This is a genomic window from Streptomyces sp. NPDC046985 (genome assembly GCF_040644415.1).
GTDB lineage: Bacteria > Actinomycetota > Actinomycetes > Streptomycetales > Streptomycetaceae > Streptomyces.
In genome coordinates this window covers 515,180-537,226 of record NZ_JBEYWK010000001.1, presented here as the reverse complement: position 1 = coordinate 537,226, position 22,047 = coordinate 515,180, and the positions used below count along the sequence as shown (strand labels likewise).

Sequence of the window (22,047 nt, the reverse complement as noted above, 5' to 3'; positions counted from 1 at the left end):
CCGCGATGAACTGCCCCCGGCATGATTTTCGGCACAGGCCAAGGAAACGCGTTGCACCCGGCAGGGCGAACGCCGGGACTCCACGACGGGGGGGCGCGAGATGAACACTCTGCACAGCACCGGCGCCGGCGCGGTGGCCACGCGCCTGCACGAAGTCCGGAACGCCGAGAAGTCCGGGGCCGAGGGTGGATCGGTCCGTGCGAGCGCGCTCGAACGGGGGAGCGCCCGCGGCGCCGCACGCCAGCACACCGCGTACATGACGGTGGTGGACGGGCGCCCGGGGGAGGCGCCCGGGGGGCGCGCGTACGGGGAGGGCTCGGGGGAGCGACGGTCCCTGTCGGAGGCGGAGTTCACCGCCTACGTGCAGGAGCGCCGGGCCTCCCTGTACGCGACCGCCTATCACCTCACCGGCGACCGCTTCGAGGCCGAGGACCTCTTGCAGAGCGCGCTGTTCTCGACCTACCGGGCGTGGGACCGGATCAGCGACAAGGCGGCCGTCGGCGGATACCTCCGCCGCACCATGACCAACCTGCACATCAGCGCCTGGCGGCGCCGCAAGCTCAACGAGTACCCGACCGAGGAACTGCCCGAGACGCCCGGCGACACGGACGCGATGCGCGGCACCGAGCTGCGCGCGGTCCTGTGGCAGGCGCTGACCCGGCTGCCCGAACTCCAGCGCACCATGCTGGTCCTGCGCTACTACGAGGGCCGCACGGACCCGGAGATCGCCGACGTCCTCGGCATCAGCGTCGGCACGGTGAAGTCCAGCATCTGGCGGTCCCTGCGCCGACTGCGGGACGACGAGGCGCTCAGCTTCGGCCGGGACCGGGAGGAGTCCTTCGGCGAACTCGTCGCCTGACGAGCCCGCCGGAGGTCGGGGCGCCCGGGGAGACCGGGAGCCCAGGGGGAGAGGGGGACTCGGGGAAGCCCGGGACGCCCAGGGGGATAGGAGGACACGGGGGATACGGGGGAATACGGGGGATACGGGGGACCGCTCGGGGGAGCGGTGACAGGGGGAAGCGGGGGAGCACCGAAAGAGAGCGGGACCGCAGGGGCCGGGGGCCCTGCGGTCCCGCTCTCTTTCTGCGGCGCCGTCGGCCGCGTTCGGCTGCCTTCGGCCGTGCTCGGCGGCGTTCGGCCGTGTGCGGCGGTTCTCGCCCGCGTTCAGCCGTACTCGTCTGACGTCGTCCGCGCGCCGTCACACGGCCGCGCGCGCCCCCGCCTGTCGGCCCACCGCCGCTGCCGCGAGCCGGCTCAGCGCCTCGTCTCGGTCGCACGCGTGCGCGCCCAGGGCGATTTGGCGGGCCACGATGGAGCGTTCGGCGCGCAGCAGCCGCCAGCCGCGGCGCAGCAGGAACGGCACCGACTTGCGGCCCTCGCGCAGATCCCGCTGGAAGCGCCGGCGGAAGGTGGTGACGGGCCCGCGGGTCAGGCACAACGCGTCCGCCAAGAGCCCGAGTTCGCGGCAGCGCTCGACGACCTCCGCGGCGAATATCCCCTCCGCGACGAACAGCGGGGTCCGGCCGATGTGCAGGGCGGCCTCGCCGGTGCGGGAGCTGCTCGCGAGGTCGTACACCGGGACGCCCGTGCTGCCGGTCGCGCACAGACTGCTGATCGCCTGTACGGCGACGTCCGCGTCCCAGGACTCCGGGCTGTCCCAGTCGATGTCCGAACTCCCCGCCACCAGCGGCAGCGTGGGATCGTCGCCCTCCTTGTAGAAGTCGTCGAGGCGCAGCACGGGCAGTCCGGAGCGGGCGGCCACGAGGGACTTGCCCGAGCCCGAGGGGCCGCAGAGCAGGACGACACGGGCGGGGGACGCGGAATGAAGGCTCACGGAACACCAGTTTGACGTATGGGGGCCCGGCTGCCGACCCCGCGGGTCCGCTTTGGAGGGTGGGCTGCGTCTCAACTACCCTGTGCGCTGTTCTCGTTACTCTCGGCACTCCCCGTACCAGAAGGCGGCACCCGACATGGCCCGACACGCGTCCCCGTCCCGCGACCGTTCCCGCCCGACCGTCCGGCGCGTCCTGGTCGCCGTCGCGACCGCCGGCGCCGCCCTGGGCGCCGGTGCGGCCACGGCCTCGGCGGACAGCGTCCCGGTGCTCGGCACGGCGCACCAGCTCGGCTCCCTGGGCAAGACCGACCCGCAGGCGGGCCTGAAGGCGCTGACCGGCTCGGTCGGCTACGCCACGGGCCCGGTCGCCGGTCTCAAGCCCAACCCCCTCGCGGGCACCGGCGTCGACCCGCTGGACAACGGCGTGGGCACCCAGCTCGCCGACTTCAAGCCGCTGACCTCGAAGACGCTCACCGGCCCGGTGGCACAGGCCCCGTCGGTCGGCGCCGTGCCGCTGGCGGGCGGGCTGCTCGGCGCGACGCGCTGACCGGTGGCACGCCGAGAGCCGCGCCGCCCCCGGACCGGGGAGGGCGCGGCTCTCGGCTCTCGGCCGGGGGACGGCTCAGTACGACGAGCCGGACGCGCCCAGCGAACCCGTCGGGTGCCAGACCGTCTTGGTCTCCAGGAAGGCCGTCATGCGCTCGGTCCCCGGGGCCGCCGCCCAGTCGTCCACAGGCTGGGGACGCAGCACGCGCTTGAGGTTGTCGGCCGCCGCGATCTCCAGGTCCTTCGCCGACTCCTCGTCCGCGCCCGCCAAGTCGATGGCGTTGACGTCCTGGTGCGCTGCCAGCGGCGCCGCGATCTCCGCGGTGCGCCCGGACAGGACGTTGACGACGCCGCCGGGCAGGTCGGAGGTGGCCAGCACCTCACCGAGGGAGAGCGCCGGGAGCGGCGCCCGCTCGCTCGCGACCACCACCGCGGTGTTGCCGGTCGCGATCACCGGGGCGATGACCGACACCAGGCCCAGGAACGACGACTCCTGCGGGGCCAGCACGGCCACCACGCCGGTCGGCTCGGGCGAGGAGAGGTTGAAGAACGGCCCCGCCACCGGGTTGCCGCCGCCCACGACCTGGGCGATCTTGTCGGTCCAGCCCGCGTACCAGACCCAGCGGTCGATCGCCGCGTCGACGACCGCGCCCGCCTTCGCCTTGGACAGCCCCTCGGCCTCGGCGACCTCGCGCGTGAACTGCTCGCGCCGGCCCTCCAGCATCTCGGCGATCCGGTAGAGGATCTGGCCGCGGTTGTACGCCGTCGCGCCCGACCACGCGCCGAACGCCTTGCGCGCGGCGACCACCGCGTCCCGGGCGTCCTTGCGCGAGGACTGCGGCGCGTTCGCCAGCCAGTCGCCCTTGGAGTCCGTCACCTCGTACACCCGGCCGCTCTCCGAACGCGGGAACTTCCCGCCGACGTACAGCTTGTAGGTCTTGAAGACGGACAGCCGCCGCTGCTCGGTCTTGTCGCTCTTGTCAGACATCGAGGTACGCCTCCAGGCCGTGGCGACCGCCCTCGCGGCCGAAGCCCGACTCCTTGTAGCCGCCGAACGGCGAGGTCGGATCGAACTTGTTGAACGTGTTGGACCAGATCACGCCCGCGCGCAGCTTGTTCGCCACCGCCAGGATGCGCGAGCCCTTCTCCGTCCAGATGCCCGCCGAGAGGCCGTACGCGGTGTTGTTGGCCTTGGCGACCGCCTCGTCCGGCGTGCGGAAGGTCAGCACCGACAGCACCGGGCCGAAGATCTCCTCTCGGGCGACCGTGTGCGCCTGGGTGACGTGCGTGAACAGCGTCGGAGCGAACCAGTAGCCGCTCGCGGGCAGTTCGCAGGCCGGGGACCAGCGCTCGGCGCCCTCCGCCTCGCCCCGCTCGGCCAGCGCGGTGATCCGGGCGAGCTGCTCGGCGGAGTTGATCGCCCCGATGTCGGTGTTCTTGTCCAGCGGGTCGCCCAGGCGCAGCGTGGACAGCCGCCGCTTGAGCGCGTCCAGCACCTCGTCGTGCACCGACTCCTGCACCAGCAGCCGCGAGCCCGCGCAGCAGACCTGGCCCTGGTTGAAGAAGATGCCGTTCACGATGCCCTCGACGGCCTGGTCGAGGGGCGCGTCGTCGAAGACGATGTTGGCGCCCTTGCCGCCCAGTTCGAGGGTGAGCTTCTTGCGCGTGCCCGCGACGGTCCGGGCGATCTCCTTGCCGACGGCCGTGGAGCCGGTGAACGCGACCTTGTTCACGTCCGGGTGCGCGACGAGCGCGGCGCCCGCGTCGCCGTAGCCCGGCAGGATGTTCACGACGCCCCGGGGCAGGCCCGCCTGGCGGCAGACGTCCGCGAAGAACAGCGCGGAGAGCGGGGTGGTCTCGGCGGGCTTGAGGACGACCGTGTTGCCCGTCGCCAGCGCCGGGGCGATCTTCCACGCCAGCATGAGCAGCGGGAAGTTCCACGGGATGACCTGGCCGGCCACGCCCAGCGGCCGGGGGTCCGCGCCGAAGCCCGCGTGGCCGAGCTTGTCCGCCCAGCCCGCGTAGTAGAAGAAGTGCGCCGCGACCAGGGGCAGGTCGGCGTCCCGCGTCTCCTTGATCGGCTTTCCGTTGTCCAGCGTCTCCAGGACCGCCAGTTCGCGGCTGCGCTCCTGGATGATCCGCGCGATGCGGAACAGGTACTTGGCGCGCTCCGCGCCGGGCAGCGCCGACCAGGACGCGAACGCCTTCCGCGCGGCCCGCACCGCCCGGTCCACGTCCGCCTCGCCCGCCTGCGCGATCTCCGAGAGCACCTCCTCGCTGCTGGGCGAGAGCGTCTTGAACACCTTGCCGTCGGCCGCCTCGGCGAACTCGCCGTCGATGAACAGGCCATAGGAGGGGGCGATGTCGACGACCGAGCGGGACTCGGGCGCCGGGGCGTACGCGAACGCGGCGGACGGCTTCTGCGGGTTCTTCTCGGTCATGGTGATCAGTCCACCGTCACGTAGTCGGGGCCGGAGTAGCGGCCGGTGGCCAGCTTCTGACGCTGCATCAGCAGATCGTTCAGCAGCGAGGAGGCGCCGAAGCGGAACCAGTGGCTGTCCAGCCAGTCCTCGCCCGCGGTCTCGTTGACCAGGACCAGGAACTTGATCGCGTCCTTGGAGGTGCGGATGCCGCCGGCCGGCTTCACGCCCACCTGGACGCCGGTCTGCGCGCGGAAGTCGCGCACCGCCTCCAGCATGAGGAGGGTGTTGGCGGGGGTCGCGTTGACGGCGACCTTGCCGGTGGAGGTCTTGATGAAGTCCGCCCCCGCGAGCATCCCGAGCCAGCTCGCGCGGCGGATGTTGTCGTACGTCGACAGCTCGCCGGTCTCGAAGATGACCTTCAGGCGGGCGGAGGTCCCGCACGCCTCCTTCACCGCGGCGATCTCCTCGCAGACCTTCAGGTACCGGCCCGCCAGGAACGCCCCGCGGTCGATGACCATGTCGATCTCGTCGGCGCCGGCGGCGACGGCCTCGCGCACGTCGGCCAGCTTGACGTCCAGGGACGCCCGCCCGGCCGGGAACGCGGTGGCGACCGAGGCCACCTTCACGCCGGAGCCCGCGACCGCCTCCTTGGCGACGGGCACCATGTCGGGATAGACGCAGACCGCGGCCGCGGCGGGGGTCTGGCGGTCGGTCGGGTCGGGGTGGACCGCCTTCGCGCCGAGCGCCCGGACCTTGCCCGGCGTGTCCGCGCCTTCCAGCGTCGTCAGGTCGACCATTGAGAGGGCGAGGTCGATGGCGTACGCCTTCGCGGTGGTCTTGATGGAACGGGTGCCGAGGGAGGCGGCGCGCGCCTCCAGGCCGACCGCGTCGACGCCGGGCAGCCCGTGCAGGAAACGGCGCAGCGTGCTGTCGGACCCGGTGACGTCGGCGAGCGCCTGTGCGGTGGGTGCAGTGGTGGGCATGGTCACCAGGCGAGCATATCTACGCGCGTAGCGAAAGTACAGCCCCGGCGGAAGGCCCGGGGGCGGTGGGGAGGGGCCCCTCGGGCGGCAGCCCTGGCGGCGCGCGGCCGCTCTCCGTCCGCGGCGCCGCGGACGGCCGCGGCTTGACGCCGTCGGGCAGAATCGGGGCCATGACGACGCCCGAGCACCAGCCCCCCGCGCCTCAGCCGCAGGATCCCGAGTTCAAGGACCGGATCCACCGGTCGAGCGGAGGCATCGTATGCGGAGTGCTGCTGCTCGCCGTCATCCTCTGGCTGGGCCTGGACGCCCTGTTCACCGGCGCCGGCCGCACGCCGTGGCTGGCGCTGGCCGGGATGATCCTCGTCGTGCCCCTCGTGATCGCCTTCACCCTCCGCCCCGCCGTCTACGTCAACGACGACCGGCTGCGCGTGCGCAACCCCTTCCGCGTGATCGTGCTGCCCTGGGGGCAGGTCGCCGCCCTGCGCTCCGGCTACTCGCACGAGGCGGTCACCGAGTCCGGGACCAGGTACCAGCTCTGGGCGCTGCCCGTGTCGCTGCGGGCGCGCAAGCGGGCGGCCCGGGAGGAGGCGCGGGCCGCCGCCACGGGCGAGGGCGGCCGCTCCGGCGCCCGCGGGCGCGGCGGCCTGCTCGGCGGGGGCGGCGGGCTCGGCGGGGGCGGCGGGCTCGGCGCCCGGGGCGTGACGGCGGGCGACGCCGGCGGCCCCCTGCGCGCGGCCTCCGACCAGGCGATGAACGACCTGCGCGCCCTGCACGAGTCCCGGCAGGACGCCGAGACCGCGCAGGGCGAGGTGAAGGTCCGCTGGGCCTACGAGATCGTGGGGCCTGCGGTGGCCGGCGCGGTGCTGCTGGCGATCCTCCTCGCGGTGGCGTGAGGGGGCGCCTGCGGCGGGCTTTTGGGCTGGGGGTGCCTCGGGGGTGTGAGCTGGGGCGCGGTGCCCCCGGGCTCCGGGGGTGTGAGCTGGGCGACTGCGGCGGGCGGATTGGGCGGTGTATCGAGCCTGTGGGCTGGGGCGCGGTGCTCTGGGCGTGTGGGGTGGGGCGCCGCTCCGGGGTGTGGGCTGGGGCGAGGTGCCCCGAGCCCTGGGCGTGTGAGCAGGGGCGAGGTGCCCCTAGTCCCGGGCGTGTGGGCTGGGGCGCCTGCTGCGGCCGGTTTGGGCTGGGGCGGTGCTCCGGGAGTGTGGACTGGGGCGGTGCACCGAGCCTGTGGGCTGGGGCGCACCGCTCCGGGCGTGTGGGTTGGGCGACCGCGGCGGGCCGACGTGGGCCAAGGCGGTGCTCCTGGGGTGTGGGCTGGGGCGCGGTGCCTCAAGCCCCGGGCGTGTGGGCTGGGGTGGGGCGGTGGCTCCGGGGGCGTGGGCTGGAGCGGTGCGCCGAGGGTGTGGGCTGGGGTGATGCTCCGAGGGTGAGGGCGGCTGTCGTCTGCCGCCCGTCGCCCGTCGCCCGTCGGTGCGGGTGGCTTCAGAGGCCCGCGGCCGTCGCCAAGTCCCGCTTCAGCGCTGCCAGCAGGGTCGCCGCCCGCTCCCGGGCCGCCGGGAGGTCCGCGTGGGTCGGGGCCGGGACCACGGCCTCCAGGTAGCACTTCAGCTTCGGCTCGGTGCCGGACGGGCGGACGATCACCCTGGCGCCGTCGAGGGTGTAGCGCAGGCCGTCGGTCGGCGGCAGCGCCTCCGTGCCCTGCGCCAAGTCCTCCGCCTTGACGACCGGCAGCCCCGCCAGCTCGGCCGGGGGCCGCTCGCGCAGGCGGCGCATCGCGTCCGCGATCACCGACAAGTCCTCGACGCGCACCGAGAGCTGATCGGTCGCGTGCAGCCCGTGCTCGACGGCGAGATCGTCGAGGAGGTCGAGCAGCGTGCGGCCCTCCTCCTTGAGCCGCGAGGCCAGCTCGGTCACCAGCAGCGCCGCCGTGACGCCGTCCTTGTCGCGCACGCCGTCCGGGTCCACGCAGTAGCCGAGGGCCTCCTCGTAGCCGTAGCGCAGGCCCTCGACGCGGGCGATCCACTTGAAGCCCGTCAGGGTCTCTTCGTGCGGGAGGCCCGCCGCGCGGGCGATCCGACCGAGGAGGGAGGAGGAGACGATCGACTCCGCGAACGCGCCGCGCGCGCCGCGCGAGACCAGGTGCGCGGCGAGCAGCGCGCCGACCTCGTCGCCGCGCAGCATCCGCCAGTCCGCGCCGTCCTTCACCGCCACCGCGCAGCGGTCCGCGTCCGGGTCGTTCGCGATCACCAGGTCGGGATCGGTCTCCCGGGCCAGCGCGAAAGCCAGGTCCATCGCGCCCGGCTCCTCCGGGTTGGGGAACGCGACGGTCGGGAAGTCCGGGTCCGGATCCGCCTGCGCGGCGACCAGCGCCGGGGCGGGGAAGCCGGCGCGGGCGAACGCGGCCAGCAAAGTGTCCCTGCCGACGCCGTGCATCGCCGTGTACACCGTGCGGGCCGTGCGCGGGGAGCCCTCGGCGAGGACGGCGTCCGTACGGGCGAGGTAGGCGCCGAGGACGTCGTCGTCCAGCGTCTCCCAGCCCGACGCCGGCCGGGGGACGTCCGCCAGCGCGTCGATCGCGGCGATCTCCGCCGCGATCTCCGCGTCGGCGGGCGGCACGATCTGGGAGCCGTCGCCCAGGTAGACCTTGTAGCCGTTGTCCCTCGGCGGGTTGTGGCTGGCGGTGACCTCCACGCCCGCCACCGCGCCCAAGTGCCGGATCGCGAAGGCGAGGACCGGGGTGGGCAGCGGTCGCGGAAGGACCGCCGCGCGCAGGCCCGCGCCGGTCACGACGGCGGCGGTGTCGCGGGCGAAGTCGGCGGACTTGTGGCGGGCGTCGTAGCCGATGACGACCAGGCCGGCCGGGCCGTCGCCGTGCGGGGCGCCGTGCTTCTTCAGGTACGCCGTCAGCCCGGCGGCGGCCCGGATGACCACGGCGCGGTTCATCCGCATCGGGCCGGCGCCGAGTTCGCCGCGCAGGCCGGCGGTGCCGAACTGGAGGGTGCCTGCGAAGCGTGCGGCGATCTCCTCCTTCGCATCCGCGTCGATGAGGGCGGCGAGTTCGGCGCGGGTGTCCGCGTCGGGGTCCTCGGCCAGCCACGCCTTGGCCCGTGCCATGAGGTCGTCGTGCACGTTTGCGTCTGCCTCTCGTGATCGGTCGGTCGGTCGGTGGGGGAGGAGCGGGGCGGGGGGTGCGGCGCCTGTGCCTGTGCCCGCTAGTGCGGGGGCTGCGCCTGTGCCTGTGCCCGCTAGTGCGGGGGCTGCGCCTGTGCCTGTGCCCGCTGGTGCGGGGGGCGTGCGTCGTGGGGCGCGGGCCGTGGGGGGTGCGTCCGGGCCGCCGCACACGGACATACGGCCCGGAGGAGTGTGGTCACCTTGGCGGAGACCGCAGTACGCGGCGGCCCTTGGACGCACCCCCCACGGCCCGCTTCCGTGGTCTTCCGGCTGATCCGCCGTGCGTCCTCCCCCGTTTCCCCATGCGGGGGGCTTTCGGCTGTCTCGCCGTGCGCCCTCCCCCCCCCATACGGTGGTCTTTCGGGTGACCCGCCGTGTGCCCTTCCCCGTTCCGTGGTCTATCGGGTGACCCGCCGTGCGTCCTCCCGCATTCCCCCATGCGGTGGGCTTCCGGCTGGTCCGCAGGGGGTTGGGGGCCGCTTCCGTGCGCTTTTGGCTGTCTCGCCGTGCGCTGGGGTGTGCGTTCGGGGGGGGGCTTCGGCTGGTTCTCCGTGTGTCTTTGGGGGGCGCTTGGGGGTGGGTCAGATGCGGTCCAGGACCTCGGTGAGCAGGGCGCCCATGCGGGTGGCGCTGTCGCGGCCTGCCTGGAGGACCTCCTCGTGGTTCAGAGGGGCGCCGGTCATGCCGGCAGCCAGGTTGGTGACCAGGGAGATGCCCAGGATCTCCGCGCCGGCCTCGCGGGCGGCGATCGCCTCCAGGACCGTGGACATGCCCACCAGGTCCGCGCCGAGCACGCGGGCCATGCGGATCTCGGCAGGCGTCTCGTAGTGCGGGCCGGGGAACTGGGCGTAGACGCCCTCCTCCAGGGTCGGGTCGACCTCCTTGCACAGGGCGCGCAGCCGCGGCGAGTACAGGTCGGTCAGGTCCACGAAGTTGGCGCCGACGATCGGGGAGGCGGCGGTCAGGTTGATGTGGTCGCTGATCAGGACCGGCTGGCCCGGACGCATGCCCTCGCGCAGGCCGCCGCAGCCGTTGGTCAGCACGATCGTCTTGCAGCCGGCCGCGACCGCGCTCCGCACGCCGTGGGCGACGGCGGCCACGCCGCGGCCCTCGTAGTAGTGCGTGCGGCCGAGGAAGACCAGGGCGCGCTTGGCGCCCACCGCGTACGAACGGACCGTGCCGCCGTGGCCCTCCACCGCCGGCGCCGGGAAGCCGGGCAGCTCGGTGACCTCGAACTCGGCCTCGGGCGCGCCCAGGGCGTCGACGGCCGGGGCCCAGCCGGAGCCCATCACGAGGGCGACGTCGTGCGTCTGCGCGCCCGTCAGTTCGCGCAGCCGCGCGGCGGCGGCGTCGGCGACGGCGTGCGGGTCGCCCTGGAGGTCGTCCGGAAGAAGAGATGCGTTCACGCGGATGAGCGTAGCCGTAATTCGCCTACGCGCGTAGACCACGGAGAGCGCGGGCTGGCGATCGTTGTCTTGTCGTTTCCGGCCGGGGCCGGTCCGGCGGCTCAGCAGGGCCGCTTGCGCAGCTCCATCACGTAGTCGTGCGGGGCGCCCGCGGACTCCGCCGCGTCCGCCAGCTCGCCCAGGTAGCGGGCCGAGGGGAGGCCGCCCTCGTAGCCGTTGAGGACGTACGCCCAGGCCCGTTCCTCGCCGTCCAGGGTGTGCGCGCGCACCCGCATGCGCCGGTAGACGTCCAGGCCGACGCCCTCCCAGCGGTCCAGGGACTCCTCGTCCGGCGGGGCCAGGTCGTACAGCGCCACGAAGACCTGGGAGATCGGGTCCTCGACCAGCGTCGCCAGCGCCCCGTCCCAGCCCATGTGCTCGCCGCCGAAGGTCAGCCGCCAGCCGTTCAGCCAGCCCGTGGCGCGCAGCGGCGAGTGCGGGGCGCGGCGGGACATCAGCCGCGCGTCGAGATTGCCGGCGTACGCGGCGTAGAGCGACATGGGTCGAAGGGTACGGCAGGGGCGCGTGGTCCACCCGTCCGGCGGGCGCCGCCCCGGGCCCCGCCGCGCCCCCGGGCCGTGGCACCCCCGGGCGTGCGGGACAATGGAGTACGTGACTCGGATCGTGATCATCGGTGGCGGACCCGGCGGATACGAAGCGGCGCTGGTCGCCGCTCAGCTCGGCGCGGAGGTGACCGTCGTCGACTGCGACGGCCTGGGCGGCGCGTCGGTCCTCACCGACTGCGTGCCGTCCAAGACCCTCATCGCCACCGCCGAGGTGATGACCACCTTCGACTCCTCCTACCAGGAGCTGGGGATCATCGTCGCCGACGACACCCCGCCCCTGGAGCAGGACGCCCGGGTGGTGGGCGTCGACCTGGGCAAGGTGAACCGGCGGGTGAAGCGCCTGGCGCTCGCCCAGTCGCACGACATCACCGCGTCGGTGACGCGCGCCGGAGCGCGGGTCCTGCGCGGGCGCGGGCGGCTGGACGGCATGCAGGCCCTGGACGGCTCGCGGAAGGTCGTCGTCGCCGCGGCCGACGGCACCGAGGAGACCCTCACCGCCGACGCCGTGCTCATCGCCACCGGCGGCCACCCGCGCGAGCTGCCCGACGCCCAGCCCGACGGCGAGCGCATCCTGAACTGGACCCAGGTCTACGACCTCACCGAGCTGCCCGAAGAGCTGATCGTGGTCGGGTCCGGCGTGACCGGCGCCGAGTTCGCGGGCGCCTACCAGGCGCTGGGCTCGAAGGTCACCCTGGTGTCCTCCCGGGACCGGGTGCTGCCGGGCGAGGACCCGGACGCGGCGGCCGTGCTGGAGGACGTCTTCCGCCGCCGCGGCATGAACGTGATGGCCCGCTCCCGCGCCGCCGCGGCCAAGCGGGTCGGCGACCGGGTGGAGGTGACGCTGGCCGACGGCCGGGTCATCGAGGGCTCGCACTGCCTGATGGCCGTGGGCGCCATCCCCAACAGCGCCGGCCTCGGCCTGGAGGGCGCCGGCGTGAAGCTGCGCGACTCCGGTCACATCTGGACCGACAAGGTGTCGCGGACGACGGCGCCGGGCGTGTACGCGGCCGGCGACGTGACCGGCGTCTTCGCCCTGGCGTCCGTCGCGGCGATGCAGGGGCGCATCGCGATGTACCACTTCCTCGGCGACGCGGTGGCCCCGCTGAACCTCAAGACGGTCTCCTCCAACGTCTTCACCGACCCCGAGATCGCCACCGTCGGCTACAGCCAGGCCGACGTCGACGCCGGCAAGATCGACGCCCGCTGCGTGAAGCTGCCGCTGCTGCGCAACCCGCGCGCGAAGATGCAGGGCATCCGGGACGGCTTCGTGAAGATATTCTGCCGTCCGGGCACCGGCATCGTGGTCGGCGGCGTGGTCGTGGCGCCGCGCGCCTCGGAACTCATCCACCCCATCTCGATCGCCGTCGACAACAATCTGACGGTCGAACAGATCGCGAAGGCGTTCACCGTGTACCCCTCTCTTTCGGGGTCGATCGCCGAGGTGGCCCGGCAGCTCCACACGCGCAAGACGGCCGACGGGGGCTGATGTCCGGATCCGGCTCCCCGCCGGTCACGGGGAGTCGCGGGCCGTGCGGCTGGCATAGTCGCCGGGATCACGTCCTATACCACTGGCTTCCCTCTCCTGCGAACAACTTCTGTTATTCGGCGCAAACTGCTGAAACCAGACGGTCGTCGGGGTTACTGTCAGTTCCGTGTTCGCTGCTGAACGTCGCCAACTGATCCTCGAAATGGTGCGAGCCAACGGCGCGGTGTCGCTCCGTGAACTCGCCCGCGTCGTCCAGACCTCCGAAGTGACCGTACGGCGGGACGTGCGCGCGCTGGAGGCCGAAGGACTCCTCGACCGCCGGCACGGCGGTGCGGTACTGCCGGGCGGGTTCACCCGGGAGTCCGGCTTCCCGCAGAAGTCGCACCTCGCGACGGCGGAGAAGACGGCCATCGCCGACCTCGCCGCCTCCCTCGTCGAAGAGGGCGAGGCGATCGTCGTGGGCGCCGGGACCACCACCCAGGAGCTGGCCCGCCGGCTCGCCCGGGTGCCCGGCCTGACGGTCGTCACCAACTCGCTCCTGGTCGCCCAGGCGCTGGCCCACGCCAACCGCGTCGAGGTGGTGATGACCGGCGGCACGCTCCGGGGCTCCAACTACGCCCTCGTCGGGTCCGGCGCCGAGCAGTCGCTGCACGGCCTGCGCGTGTCGAAGGCGTTCCTCTCCGGCAGCGGTCTGACCGCCGAACGGGGGCTGTCCACGTCCAACATGCTCTCCGCCTCCGTCGACCGCGCCCTCGTACAGGCCGCGGCCGAGGTGGTGGTCCTCGCGGACCACACCAAGCTCGGCGCGGACACGATGTTCCAGACGGTGCCGACCGAACTCGTCACGCGTCTGGTCACGGACGATCCCCCGCCGCACGACGACCGCGCGGGCGCCGAGTTGCAGGCCCTCGCGGACCAGGGCGTCCAGATCGCCGTGGCGGGCTCGCCGGGAAATCAGGCGGGAGACCAGCCCCCGGCCCGCGGCGACCGTCGGCGTGACGTCTCCCTTCCCAGCCCGCGCCGCGGCCCGGCCGCCGCCCTGCGCTCCACTCCGCTCGGCGCCGAGCAGCCGACGGGGGCGGAGCGGTCGGCCCGGGTGGCCGACCTCCGCAGGCGGTGAGGGGTGAGAGGAGGGCGGGTCAGATGCGGGCGGTGAGGCGCGGGCGGTGAGACGTCGGCGCTGAGACGCGGGCGCTGAGACGTGGGCGGGGCCGCCTCCGGGCTCTCCCCTTCGGCTCGGTGCCGGACGGGCGGACGATCGCCCTGGCGCCTGACGGCCAAGCGCCTGACGGCCAAGCGCCTGACGGCCAAGCGCCTGACGGCCAAGCGCCCGACGGCTATGCGCTCAACAGCGAGGCGCCGCACGGCGAGGCGCCCGGCGGTTCCGCTGTGCGCGGTCCGCCGGGCGCCTCGCCGTGAGAGCAGTGCCGTGCGGGGCACTGCTCGGTGCGTGCGGGTGTCAGTCGGCGATGTCGCAGATCGTCGCGCCGGACGTGACGGAGGCGCCGACGGCAGCGTTCAGGCCCTTGACGGTGCCGTCCTTGTGCGCGTTGAGCGGCTGCTCCATCTTCATGGCCTCCAGGACGACGATCAGGTCGCCTTCCTTGACCTCCTGGCCGTCCTCCACCGCGATCTTGACGATGGTGCCCTGCATGGGCGACGCGAGCGTGTCGCCGGACGCGGCGGGGCCGGACTTGCGGGCGGCGCGGCGCTTGGGGCGGGCCCCGGCGGCCAGGCCGGTGCGGGCCAGTGACATGCCCAGGGAGGAGGGCAGGGAGACCTCCAGGCGCTTGCCGCCGACCTCGACGACGACCGTCTCCCGGCCGGTCTCCTCGTCCCCTTCCGCGTCCGCGGCAGCGGTGAACGGGGGGATGTCGTTGGCGAACTCGGTCTCGATCCAGCGGGTGTGGACGGTGAACGGGTCCGTGGAGCCGGTGAGTTCGGGCGCGAAGGCCGGGTCGGTGACGACCTTGCGGTGGAACGGGATGGCCGTGGCCATGCCCTCGACCTGGAACTCCTCCAGCGCGCGGGAGGCGCGCTGGAGGGCCTCGGCGCGGGTGCGGCCGGTGACCACGAGCTTGGCCAGCAGCGAGTCCCAGGCGGGGCCGATCACCGCGCCGGCCTCCACGCCCGCGTCGAGGCGGACGCCGGGCCCGGAGGGCGCGTCGAAGCGGGTGACGGTGCCGGGGGCGGGCAGGAAGTTGCGGCCCGGGTCCTCGCCGTTGATGCGGAACTCGAAGGAGTGACCGCGCAGCGGCGGGTCGTCGTAGCCGAGTGCCTCGCCGTCGGCGATGCGGAACATCTCGCGGACGAGGTCGACGCCGGCGACCTCCTCGGTCACCGGGTGCTCGACCTGGAGGCGGGTGTTCACCTCCAGGAAGGAGATGGTGCCGTCCTGGCCGACCAGGAACTCGCAGGTGCCGGCGCCCTCGTACGCGGCCTCCTTCAGGATGGCCTTGGAGGCGCGGTACAGCTCGGCGACCTGCTCGTCGCTGAGGAAGGGCGCGGGGGCCTCCTCGACGAGCTTCTGGTGGCGGCGCTGGAGGGAGCAGTCGCGGGTGGAGACCACCACGACGTTGCCGTGCTTGTCGGCCAGGCACTGCGTCTCGACGTGGCGGGGCCGGTCGAGGTAGCGCTCGACGAAGCACTCGCCGCGGCCGAAGGCGGCGACGGCCTCGCGTACCGCGGAGTCGTACAGCTCGGGGACCTCGTCGAGGGTCCGGGCGACCTTCAGGCCGCGGCCGCCGCCGCCGAAGGCGGCCTTGATGGCGATGGGCAGGCCGTGCTCCTCGGCGAAGGCGACGACCTCGTCCGCGCCGGAGACGGGGTCGGAGGTGCCGGCGACGAGAGGCGCCCCGGCGCGCTGGGCGATGTGCCGGGCGGCGACCTTGTCCCCCAGGTCGCGGATGGCCTGCGGCGGCGGGCCGATCCAGGTCAGCCCGGCGTCCAGGACGGCCTGGGCGAACTCGGCGTTCTCCGACAGGAAGCCGTAGCCCGGGTGGACGGCGTCCGCGCCGGCCTCCTTGGCGGCCTTGAGGACTTTGTCGATGTCCAGGTAGCTGGCGGCGGGTGTGTCACCGCCCAGGGCGAACGCCTCATCCGCGGCGCGGACGTGTAGAGCGTCACGGTCCGGGTCGGCGTAGACGGCCACGCTCGCGATCCCGGCGTCCCGGCAGGCTCGGGCCACGCGGACAGCGATTTCGCCACGGTTGGCGATGAGCACCTTGCGCACGATTGAGGCTCCCTCCTTGAAACAAGCCGAGTTTAGGGACTGCCGACACGGCACTTCGACCCGTCCCCACTGGTGAGCTTGCCCACACGGAGCGTGATGCGAGGCTCGCCCATACCGCGAAAGCCCTTGTCGCACCTCGGTACGCAGGGCTCCCCTGGGAAACCCTAGCCCTCCGGTGTGGTCAAGGTCTCTGTAAAACCGTGCTGCGGGCCACTTCGTTTCTTTGTGGAGTCCCTACGAATGGCCCAATGATTCTTTGCCGCGGGCACGAGTCTTGTCCCCCGCTTTACCCGTGAGTAGCGTTCATGTCGTCCGGACGGTACTCGCGGTAACAGGGCTCCGCGGTGGAGCGGCAGGCGAAAGTGGGTGGAGCCGGTGCTGCGCAGACCGGTGGCGTGGATCGTGGCGGTCGTGCTCTTCGCCGAGGCGGTCGGTTTCGCGGCGCTGAACTGGTTCCTGGGCGAGGTCGTCCACCGGCAGCGGATGTCCCTGGCCGGGCTGGACCCGAACGTCATGGCGACCTCGTCGAAGATCGGCGGGCTGGTCGTCGGCCTTTACTTCGCCCTGTGCGGTCTGGTCGCCCTGCTCGTCGCGGTGCGCGGCCGCCGTCCGGCCGGTCTCGGGCGGATCCTGCTGATCAGCGCGGCGGTGGTGCACGGGCTGCTGGCCGCGTTCGCCTGGGGGCTGGTGGGCTGGAAGGCGTTCCTGTTCATGGTCGTCGTCCTGGCGCTCATCGTGCTGCTGCTGATGACCTACGACCGCGGAGAGGCGTCCCGAGGCGCCGCGGGCGCCGCCGACGGGCCGCGGGCCGCGGGGCCGGGAGGCGCGGCGCCAGGGGACACGAGGCCGGGCGGCGTGGCGCCTGAAGACACGAGGCCGGGAGGCGCGGCGCCGGGGGACAAGGGCGGCCCCGGGGGCGGCGAGCCCGCTCCGGTCCCTCCCGCGGCCCCCGAGCCCGGGTCAGGCGCCGCCTGACGGGGTCCGGCGCCGCCCGACGGCCGGGGCCGCTCAGGCGCCGGCGCCCGGCGTCCACAAGGCGGTGATCCCGACGCCCAGCTCCGCCAGCAGCCGGCGGACCAAGGGCAGGCTGATGCCGATGACGTTGCCGTGGTCGCCGTCGATGCCGTCGATGAAGGGCGCCGATCGGCCGTCCAGGGTGAAGGCCCCGGCGACGTTCAGCGGCTCCCCGGAGGCGACGTAGGCGGCGACCTCCTCGTCCGTCGGCTCGCCGAAGTGGACCACCGTGGAGGCGGTGGCCGAGACGTGCCGCCCGCTCGCCGTGTCCCACACGCAGTGCCCCGTCTGGAGGGTGCCCGCCCGGCCGCGCATCGCCTTCCAGCGGCCGACGGCCTCCTCGGCGTCCGCGGGCTTGCCGAGCGCCCGGCCGTCCAGGTCGAGCACGGAGTCGCAGCCGATCACCAGGGCGCCGAGCACCTCGGGCCGGGCCGCCACGACGGACGCCTTCGCCTCGGCGAGCGCGAGCGCCAGCTCGGCGGGGGTGGGGGCGGAGAGCGCGTCCTCGTCGACCCCGCTCACGATGACCTCGGGGTCCAGCCCGGCCTGCCGGAGCAGCCCGAGCCGGGCGGGGGACTGGGAGGCGAGCACGAGACGGCGGCGCGGCTGGTCTGTCATGCGGTCAGCGTATCCAGGCCCGCCCGCCGGGCTCATCTCGTCCCGATCACGAGCATCGTCAGCACCATGGCCAGCGCCATGAGGACGCCGAGGCGGCGCAGCATCGCCTGCGTGTCGCGCAGTTCCTTCGGCGGCTCGTTCTCCGGGTCGGACCACAGCATGCCTCGATGGTCCGGCCGCCGCCGGGTCCGGCGCCTGAGTACGCGTACTCAAGTCGGCCGGACCCGACGGCGCGCGGCGGGCTCAGCCGGGCCAGTAGGTGCGCGCCCAGGACGTGGGGCCCGGACGCGGCACGAGGCGGCCGGCGATGCGGGACGGGTCCGCCCAGGAGTCCTGCGGAGCGGGCGCGCCGGACGGCTGGCCGGTCGCCGCCGCGGCGCGCGCCCTGACCACCGCCAGGGCGGCGGCCAGCTCCTCCGGGGTGGGGTTTCCGCGTACGACCTTGATCGTCATGTGGTCTCCCGGGGTCGTGGGGTCACAGGGGGATGTTGCCGTGCTTCTTCGGGGGCAGGGACTCGCGTTTGGTGCGCAACTGGCGCAGGCCGCGGACGACGTGGCGGCGGGTCTCGGAGGGCATGACGACGGCGTCCAGGTAGCCGCGCTCGGCCGCGGTGTACGGGTTGAGGAGGGTGTCCTCGTAGTCCCGGACGAGGCGGGCGCGGGCGGCCTCCGTGCTGTCGGCGTCACCGGCCTCGGCGAGGGTGCGGCGGTGCAGGATGTTGACGGCGCCCTGGGCGCCCATGACGGCGATCTGGGCGGTGGGCCAGGCGAGGTTGAGGTCGGCGCCCAGGTGCTTGGAGCCCATCACGTCGTAGGCGCCGCCGAACGCCTTGCGGGTGATGACGGTGATCAGCGGGACGGTGGCCTCGGCGTAGGCGTAGATCAGCTTGGCGCCGCGGCGGATGATGCCGTCGTGCTCCTGGTCGACGCCGGGCAGGAAGCCGGGGACGTCGACGAAGGTGAGCACCGGGACGTTGAAGGCGTCGCAGGTGCGCACGAAGCGGGCGGCCTTCTCGCTGGCGGTGATGTCCAGGCAGCCGGCGAACTGCATCGGCTGGTTGGCGACGACGCCGACCGGGCGGCCCTCGACCCGGCCGAACCCGGTGAGGATGTTCGGCGCGTACAGCGCCTGCGTCTCGAAGAACTCGGCGTCGTCCAGGACGTGTTCGATCACCGTGTGCATGTCGTACGGCTGGTTGGCGCTGTCCGGGACGAGCGTGTCCAGCTCGCGGTCCTCGTCGGTGAGGGCGAGGTCGGCCTCCTCGGGGAAGACCGGGGGCTCGGAGAGGTTGTTGGACGGCAGGTACGACAGCAACTGCTTGACGTAGTCGACGGCGTCCTTCTCGTCGCCGGCCATGTGGTGGGCGACGCCGGAGGCGGTGTTGTGGGTGCGGGCGCCGCCGAGCTCCTCGAAGCCGACGTCCTCGCCGGTGACGGTCTTGATGACGTCGGGGCCGGTGATGAACATGTGGCTGGTCTGGTCGACCATCACGGTGAAGTCGGTGATGGCGGGGGAGTAGACGGCGCCGCCGGCGCAGGGGCCGAGCACCAGGCTGATCTGCGGGATCACGCCGGAGGCATGGGTGTTGCGGCGGAAGATCTCGCCGTAGGCGCCCAACGAGGCGACGCCTTCCTGGATGCGGGCGCCGCCGGAGTCGTTGATGCCGATGATCGGGCAGCCGGTCTTCAGGGCGAAGTCCATCACCTTGACGATCTTCTGGCCGTAGACCTCGCCCAGCGCCCCGCCGAAGACGGTGAAGTCCTGGGAGAACACGGCGACGGGCCGGCCGTCGACGGTGCCGTAGCCGGTGACCACGCCGTCGCCGTAGGGGCGGTCGGCTTCCAGGCCGAAGCTGGTGGAGCGGTGCCGGGCGAACTCGTCCAGTTCCACGAACGAGTCCTCGTCGAGAAGCAGTTCGATGCGTTCGCGGGCGGTGAGCTTGCCCTTCGCGTGCTGCTTCTCCACAGCGCGTGCGGAGCCGGCGTGCGTCGCTTCCTCGATGCGCCGCTGGAGATCCGCGAGCTTCCCCGCGGTCGTATGGATGTCGATCCCTTGGATCTCGTGACGCTCTTCCGGCTCGGACATCGGGATGCGGCTCCCTGCCTGCTCAAAAGGGGGACGGTTACTCATCCGTAGCGTAGTGGGGGGCACTCGGTTCGGCAGTGCGGTGTTTACCACACCTAGGGTTACTTGCATGACGCCGCGAGATGCAGCAGACGACACACCCGGCCGGCCGAGCGGGCCAGGCGCCCCCACGGGGCCAGGCGCCCCCTCCGGGCCCGGTGCCCCCTCCGGTGCGGGCGTTCCCTCTGGTTCCGGCGCTCGCTCCGGCTCCGGCACCCCATCTGGTGCGGCCGTTCCCTCCGGTGCGGGCGCTCGCGCCGGTTCCGGCGGTCCCTCTGGCTCCGGCGGGCCGGTGGGAGGCGGGCGCTGGTCCGACCTCGACCGGCCGCCGCTGAACGCCGCGGCGCTGCGGCGCGCGCTGGTCCGCGAGGACGGCCTGTGGTCCTCGCTGGAGGTGGTGCAGCGCACCGGCTCCACCAACGCGGACCTGGTGGCCCGCGCCGAGGCGGGCGGCGCGGAGGAGGGCGCCGTGCTGGTCGCCGAGGAGCAGAGCGCGGGCCGGGGCCGCCTGGACCGCCGGTGGACCGCTCCCGCCCGCTCCGGGCTGTTCTTCTCGGTGCTGCTGCGGCCCGGTGACGTGCCGGTCGCCCGCTGGGGCTGGCTGCCGCTGCTCACCGGGGTCGCGGTGGCGACCGGCCTGAGCCGGGCCGCCGGGGTGGACACCGCCCTGAAGTGGCCCAACGACCTGCTCGTCACGGTCGGCGGCGAGGAGCGCAAGGCCGGCGGCATCCTGGCGGAGCGGGCCGGGGACGGCGGCGTGGTCGTCGGGGTCGGGCTCAACGTCACGCTCCGCGAGGACGAACTGCCCGTGCCGCAGGCCGGATCCCTGGCCCTGGCCGGGGCGGCGGGCACGGACCGGGACCCGCTGCTGCGCGCCGTGCTGCGTTCGCTGGCGGACTGGTACGGACGGTGGCGGGACGCCGGGGGCGATCCGGTCGCGAGCGGACTCCAGGAGACGTACGCGGCGGGATGCGCGACGCTGGGACGGAAGGTGCGCGCCGAACTGCCCGGCGACCGGTCGCTGGTCGGCGAGGCGGTCGCGGTGGACGGCGACGGACGGCTGGTCCTCGCGACGGCGGACGGGGTGCGGGCCCCGGTGGGCGCGGGAGACATCGTGCATCTGCGGCCCGCCTGACCCCGTCGGCGGGCCGGTGCGACCGCGTCCGCCCGGCGTCTACCGGGCGGCGGCCCGGACCGCCCGGGGCGCGGTCGCGCAGGGCCGCCGGCGACCGCGGGCGAGGCCGCTCACCTGACCCGACGGCTTCGGCTGACGGAGTGAGCTGGCGCACACCTGCCGTAGAGTTGAGGCCGGTCGAACATGACCGCGGCAGATCGGAAGGGCAGCAGGCGTGACCGTCGACGACACGGGCTCCGGCGCGGACGCGGACGGCCGGGTGGACCCGCCCCAGGACGCCGACTCCGGCGGCGACCCGCTGGCGCTGCGCCTGGAACAGCTCATCCTGGGCGCCGAGCGGCGCTACACCCCCTTCCAGGCGGCCCGCAGCGCCGGTGTCTCCATGGAACTGGCGTCCCGCTTCTGGCGGGCGATGGGCTTCGCCGACATAGGTCAGGCGAAGGCGCTGACGGAGGCCGACGTGCTGGCCCTGCGGCGCCTGGCCGGTCTGGTCGAGGCGGGTCTGCTCAGCGAGGCCATGGCGGTGCAGGTGGCGCGCTCCACCGGGCAGACCACCGCCCGGCTGGCCGAATGGCAGATCGACTCCTTCCTGGAGGGGCTGACCGAGCCGCCCGAGCCGGGCATGACGCGCACCGAGGTCACGTATCCGATCGTCGAGCTGCTGCTGCCCGAGCTGGAGGAGTTCCTGGTCTACGTCTGGCGCCGCCAGCTCGCCGCCTCCGCGGGCCGGGTGGTGCAGGCCGCCGACGACGAGGAGATGGTCGACCGGCGCCTCGCCGTCGCCTTCGCCGACCTCGTCGGCTTCACCCGGCTGACCCGCCGGATGGAGGAGGAGGAGCTGGGCGAGCTGGTCGAGGCGTTCGAGACCACCGCCGCCGACCTGGTGGCCGCGCGCGGCGGACGGCTGATCAAGACCCTCGGCGACGAGGTGCTGTACGCCGCCGACGACGCCGGAACGGCCGCCGACATCGCGCTGCGCCTGGTCGAGACCATGGAGAACGACGAGACGATGCCCGAGCTGCGGGTCGGGATGGCGTTCGGCACGGTCACCACCCGGATGGGCGATGTCTTCGGCACGACCGTCAACCTGGCCTCCCGCCTCACGTCGATAGCCCCGCGCGACGCCGTGCTCGTCGACGGCGCCTTCGCCGCGGAGCTGATCCGCACCGGGGACGCCCCGGCGTCCGAGGCGGAGGCGGCCGAGGCCGTCGCGGCGGCGGAGAAGGAGGGCGAGGAACCGCCCGCGTACCGCTTCGCCCTGCGTCCCACCTGGCAGCGCCCGGTGCGCGGCTTGGGCGTGGTCGAACCCTGGCTGCTCACCCGCCGGGACGACGGGCGGCCCTGAGACCGGAGGCGCGGCGCGGTGGTCTGCGCGTGGCGGCTCACGCGTGGCGCGTCTGGTGCGGTGGCTTGGGCGTGGCGGCTCACGCGTGGCGGGTCTGGTGCGGTGGCTTGAGCGTGGCGGCTTCGGC

20 protein-coding genes are annotated in these 22,047 nt (G+C 73.7%); 8 read left to right on the top strand and 12 right to left on the bottom strand.

What is annotated here, in order from left to right; genetic code table 11:
- Positions 1-100 precede the first annotated feature (100 nt).
- On the top strand, positions 101-859 hold the full coding sequence (locus ABZ861_RS02330; RefSeq protein ID WP_361622228.1) for a SigE family RNA polymerase sigma factor: 759 nt from the start codon (positions 101-103) through the stop codon (positions 857-859).
- 339 nt (positions 860-1,198) lie between these two features.
- On the opposite strand, the gene ABZ861_RS02325 is transcribed toward ABZ861_RS02330, so the two are convergent.
- A complete protein-coding gene (locus ABZ861_RS02325; RefSeq protein WP_361622225.1) occupies positions 1,199-1,834 on the bottom strand; it encodes a uridine kinase in 636 nt (211 codons plus the stop codon).
- 136 nt (positions 1,835-1,970) lie between these two features.
- Here ABZ861_RS02325 and ABZ861_RS02320 point away from each other — a divergent pair, with 136 nt between their 5' ends.
- On the top strand, positions 1,971-2,381 hold the full coding sequence (locus ABZ861_RS02320) for a hypothetical protein (RefSeq protein WP_361622222.1): 411 nt from the start codon (positions 1,971-1,973) through the stop codon (positions 2,379-2,381).
- Positions 2,382-2,456: 75 nt separating this feature from the next.
- Here ABZ861_RS02320 and ABZ861_RS02315 read toward each other — a convergent pair whose 3' ends face one another.
- Genes ABZ861_RS02315 through deoC form a run of 3 tightly spaced genes read right to left on the bottom strand, consistent with a single transcriptional unit; the run spans position 2,457 to position 5,786 of the window.
- Complete coding sequence (locus ABZ861_RS02315) at positions 2,457-3,368, bottom strand: aldehyde dehydrogenase family protein (RefSeq protein WP_361622219.1); 912 nt, start codon at positions 3,366-3,368, stop codon at positions 2,457-2,459.
- A complete protein-coding gene (locus ABZ861_RS02310; protein ID WP_361622216.1) occupies positions 3,361-4,821 on the bottom strand; it encodes an aldehyde dehydrogenase family protein in 1,461 nt (486 codons plus the stop codon). Before ABZ861_RS02310 ends, ABZ861_RS02315 begins: the two co-directional genes overlap by 8 nt.
- A gap of 5 nt (positions 4,822-4,826) precedes the next feature.
- Positions 4,827-5,786 (bottom strand): deoxyribose-phosphate aldolase, encoded by a 960-nt coding sequence (gene deoC / locus ABZ861_RS02305; protein WP_361622455.1) that lies wholly within the window; start codon positions 5,784-5,786, stop codon positions 4,827-4,829.
- A 170-nt stretch (positions 5,787-5,956) separates the two neighbouring features.
- Between deoC and ABZ861_RS02300 the strand changes: the two genes are divergently transcribed.
- Positions 5,957-6,679 (top strand): PH domain-containing protein, encoded by a 723-nt coding sequence (locus tag ABZ861_RS02300; protein ID WP_361622213.1) that lies wholly within the window; start codon positions 5,957-5,959, stop codon positions 6,677-6,679.
- Positions 6,680-7,265: 586 nt separating this feature from the next.
- Here the strand turns inward: ABZ861_RS02300 and ABZ861_RS02295 are convergent.
- The 3 genes from ABZ861_RS02295 to ABZ861_RS02285 form a co-directional block, all read right to left on the bottom strand.
- Positions 7,266-8,912, bottom strand: coding sequence for a phospho-sugar mutase (locus ABZ861_RS02295; RefSeq protein ID WP_361622210.1), 1,647 nt, complete (start codon positions 8,910-8,912; stop codon positions 7,266-7,268).
- 623 nt (positions 8,913-9,535) lie between these two features.
- On the bottom strand, positions 9,536-10,360 hold the full coding sequence (locus tag ABZ861_RS02290; RefSeq protein ID WP_361622207.1) for a purine-nucleoside phosphorylase: 825 nt from the start codon (positions 10,358-10,360) through the stop codon (positions 9,536-9,538).
- Between the two features lie 101 nt (positions 10,361-10,461).
- Positions 10,462-10,899, bottom strand: a complete 438-nt coding sequence (locus tag ABZ861_RS02285) for a gamma-glutamylcyclotransferase (protein ID WP_361622204.1) — start codon at positions 10,897-10,899, stop codon at positions 10,462-10,464.
- A gap of 103 nt (positions 10,900-11,002) precedes the next feature.
- Here ABZ861_RS02285 and ABZ861_RS02280 point away from each other — a divergent pair, with 103 nt between their 5' ends.
- Complete coding sequence (locus ABZ861_RS02280) at positions 11,003-12,451, top strand: NAD(P)H-quinone dehydrogenase (protein WP_361622201.1); 1,449 nt, start codon at positions 11,003-11,005, stop codon at positions 12,449-12,451.
- Positions 12,452-12,617: 166 nt separating this feature from the next.
- Entirely contained in the window at positions 12,618-13,571 is a 954-nt protein-coding gene (locus tag ABZ861_RS02275; protein WP_361622198.1) for a DeoR/GlpR family DNA-binding transcription regulator, read from the top strand.
- Between the two features lie 339 nt (positions 13,572-13,910).
- On the opposite strand, the gene ABZ861_RS02270 is transcribed toward ABZ861_RS02275, so the two are convergent.
- Positions 13,911-15,683, bottom strand: a complete 1,773-nt coding sequence (locus ABZ861_RS02270; RefSeq protein WP_361622195.1) for a biotin carboxylase N-terminal domain-containing protein — start codon at positions 15,681-15,683, stop codon at positions 13,911-13,913.
- Between the two features lie 375 nt (positions 15,684-16,058).
- Here ABZ861_RS02270 and ABZ861_RS02265 point away from each other — a divergent pair, with 375 nt between their 5' ends.
- Positions 16,059-16,658 carry a hypothetical protein gene (locus tag ABZ861_RS02265; protein ID WP_361622192.1) on the top strand — a complete coding sequence of 200 codons (600 nt, stop codon included), beginning with the start codon at positions 16,059-16,061 and terminating at the stop codon, positions 16,656-16,658.
- 33 nt (positions 16,659-16,691) lie between these two features.
- Here ABZ861_RS02265 and ABZ861_RS02260 read toward each other — a convergent pair whose 3' ends face one another.
- From ABZ861_RS02260 to ABZ861_RS02245, 4 genes are all read right to left on the bottom strand, one after another.
- Positions 16,692-17,315, bottom strand: a complete 624-nt coding sequence (locus tag ABZ861_RS02260; RefSeq protein WP_361622189.1) for a nucleoside triphosphate pyrophosphatase — start codon at positions 17,313-17,315, stop codon at positions 16,692-16,694.
- A 32-nt stretch (positions 17,316-17,347) separates the two neighbouring features.
- Positions 17,348-17,476, bottom strand: a complete 129-nt coding sequence (locus ABZ861_RS02255) for a hypothetical protein (protein WP_361622186.1) — start codon at positions 17,474-17,476, stop codon at positions 17,348-17,350.
- Between the two features lie 82 nt (positions 17,477-17,558).
- A complete protein-coding gene (locus ABZ861_RS02250) occupies positions 17,559-17,768 on the bottom strand; it encodes an acyl-CoA carboxylase epsilon subunit (protein ID WP_361622183.1) in 210 nt (69 codons plus the stop codon).
- Positions 17,769-17,790: 22 nt separating this feature from the next.
- Complete coding sequence (locus tag ABZ861_RS02245; protein ID WP_361622180.1) at positions 17,791-19,401, bottom strand: acyl-CoA carboxylase subunit beta; 1,611 nt, start codon at positions 19,399-19,401, stop codon at positions 17,791-17,793.
- Positions 19,402-19,732: 331 nt separating this feature from the next.
- Here ABZ861_RS02245 and ABZ861_RS02240 point away from each other — a divergent pair, with 331 nt between their 5' ends.
- Positions 19,733-20,575, top strand: a complete 843-nt coding sequence (locus ABZ861_RS02240) for a biotin--[acetyl-CoA-carboxylase] ligase (protein WP_361622177.1) — start codon at positions 19,733-19,735, stop codon at positions 20,573-20,575.
- A 214-nt stretch (positions 20,576-20,789) separates the two neighbouring features.
- Entirely contained in the window at positions 20,790-21,920 is a 1,131-nt protein-coding gene (locus tag ABZ861_RS02235) for an adenylate/guanylate cyclase domain-containing protein (protein ID WP_361622174.1), read from the top strand.
- The last annotated feature ends 127 nt before the right edge of the window (positions 21,921-22,047 follow it).

Coding starts and splice junctions, on each gene's coding strand:
- ABZ861_RS02330 (WP_361622228.1), top strand. CDS start 101: ATGAACACTCTGCACAGCACCGGCGCCGGCGCGGTGGCCACGCGCCTG.
- ABZ861_RS02320 (WP_361622222.1), top strand. CDS start 1,971: ATGGCCCGACACGCGTCCCCGTCCCGCGACCGTTCCCGCCCGACCGTC.
- ABZ861_RS02315 (WP_361622219.1), bottom strand. CDS start 3,368: ATGTCTGACAAGAGCGACAAGACCGAGCAGCGGCGGCTGTCCGTCTTC.
- ABZ861_RS02310 (WP_361622216.1), bottom strand. CDS start 4,821: ATGACCGAGAAGAACCCGCAGAAGCCGTCCGCCGCGTTCGCGTACGCC.
- deoC (WP_361622455.1), bottom strand. CDS start 5,786: ATGCCCACCACTGCACCCACCGCACAGGCGCTCGCCGACGTCACCGGG.
- ABZ861_RS02300 (WP_361622213.1), top strand. CDS start 5,957: ATGACGACGCCCGAGCACCAGCCCCCCGCGCCTCAGCCGCAGGATCCC.
- ABZ861_RS02285 (WP_361622204.1), bottom strand. CDS start 10,899: ATGTCGCTCTACGCCGCGTACGCCGGCAATCTCGACGCGCGGCTGATG.
- ABZ861_RS02280 (WP_361622201.1), top strand. CDS start 11,003: ATGGAGTACGTGACTCGGATCGTGATCATCGGTGGCGGACCCGGCGGA.
- ABZ861_RS02260 (WP_361622189.1), bottom strand. CDS start 17,315: ATGACAGACCAGCCGCGCCGCCGTCTCGTGCTCGCCTCCCAGTCCCCC.
- ABZ861_RS02255 (WP_361622186.1), bottom strand. CDS start 17,476: ATGCTGTGGTCCGACCCGGAGAACGAGCCGCCGAAGGAACTGCGCGAC.
- ABZ861_RS02250 (WP_361622183.1), bottom strand. CDS start 17,768: ATGACGATCAAGGTCGTACGCGGAAACCCCACCCCGGAGGAGCTGGCC.
- ABZ861_RS02245 (WP_361622180.1), bottom strand. CDS start 19,401: ATGTCCGAGCCGGAAGAGCGTCACGAGATCCAAGGGATCGACATCCAT.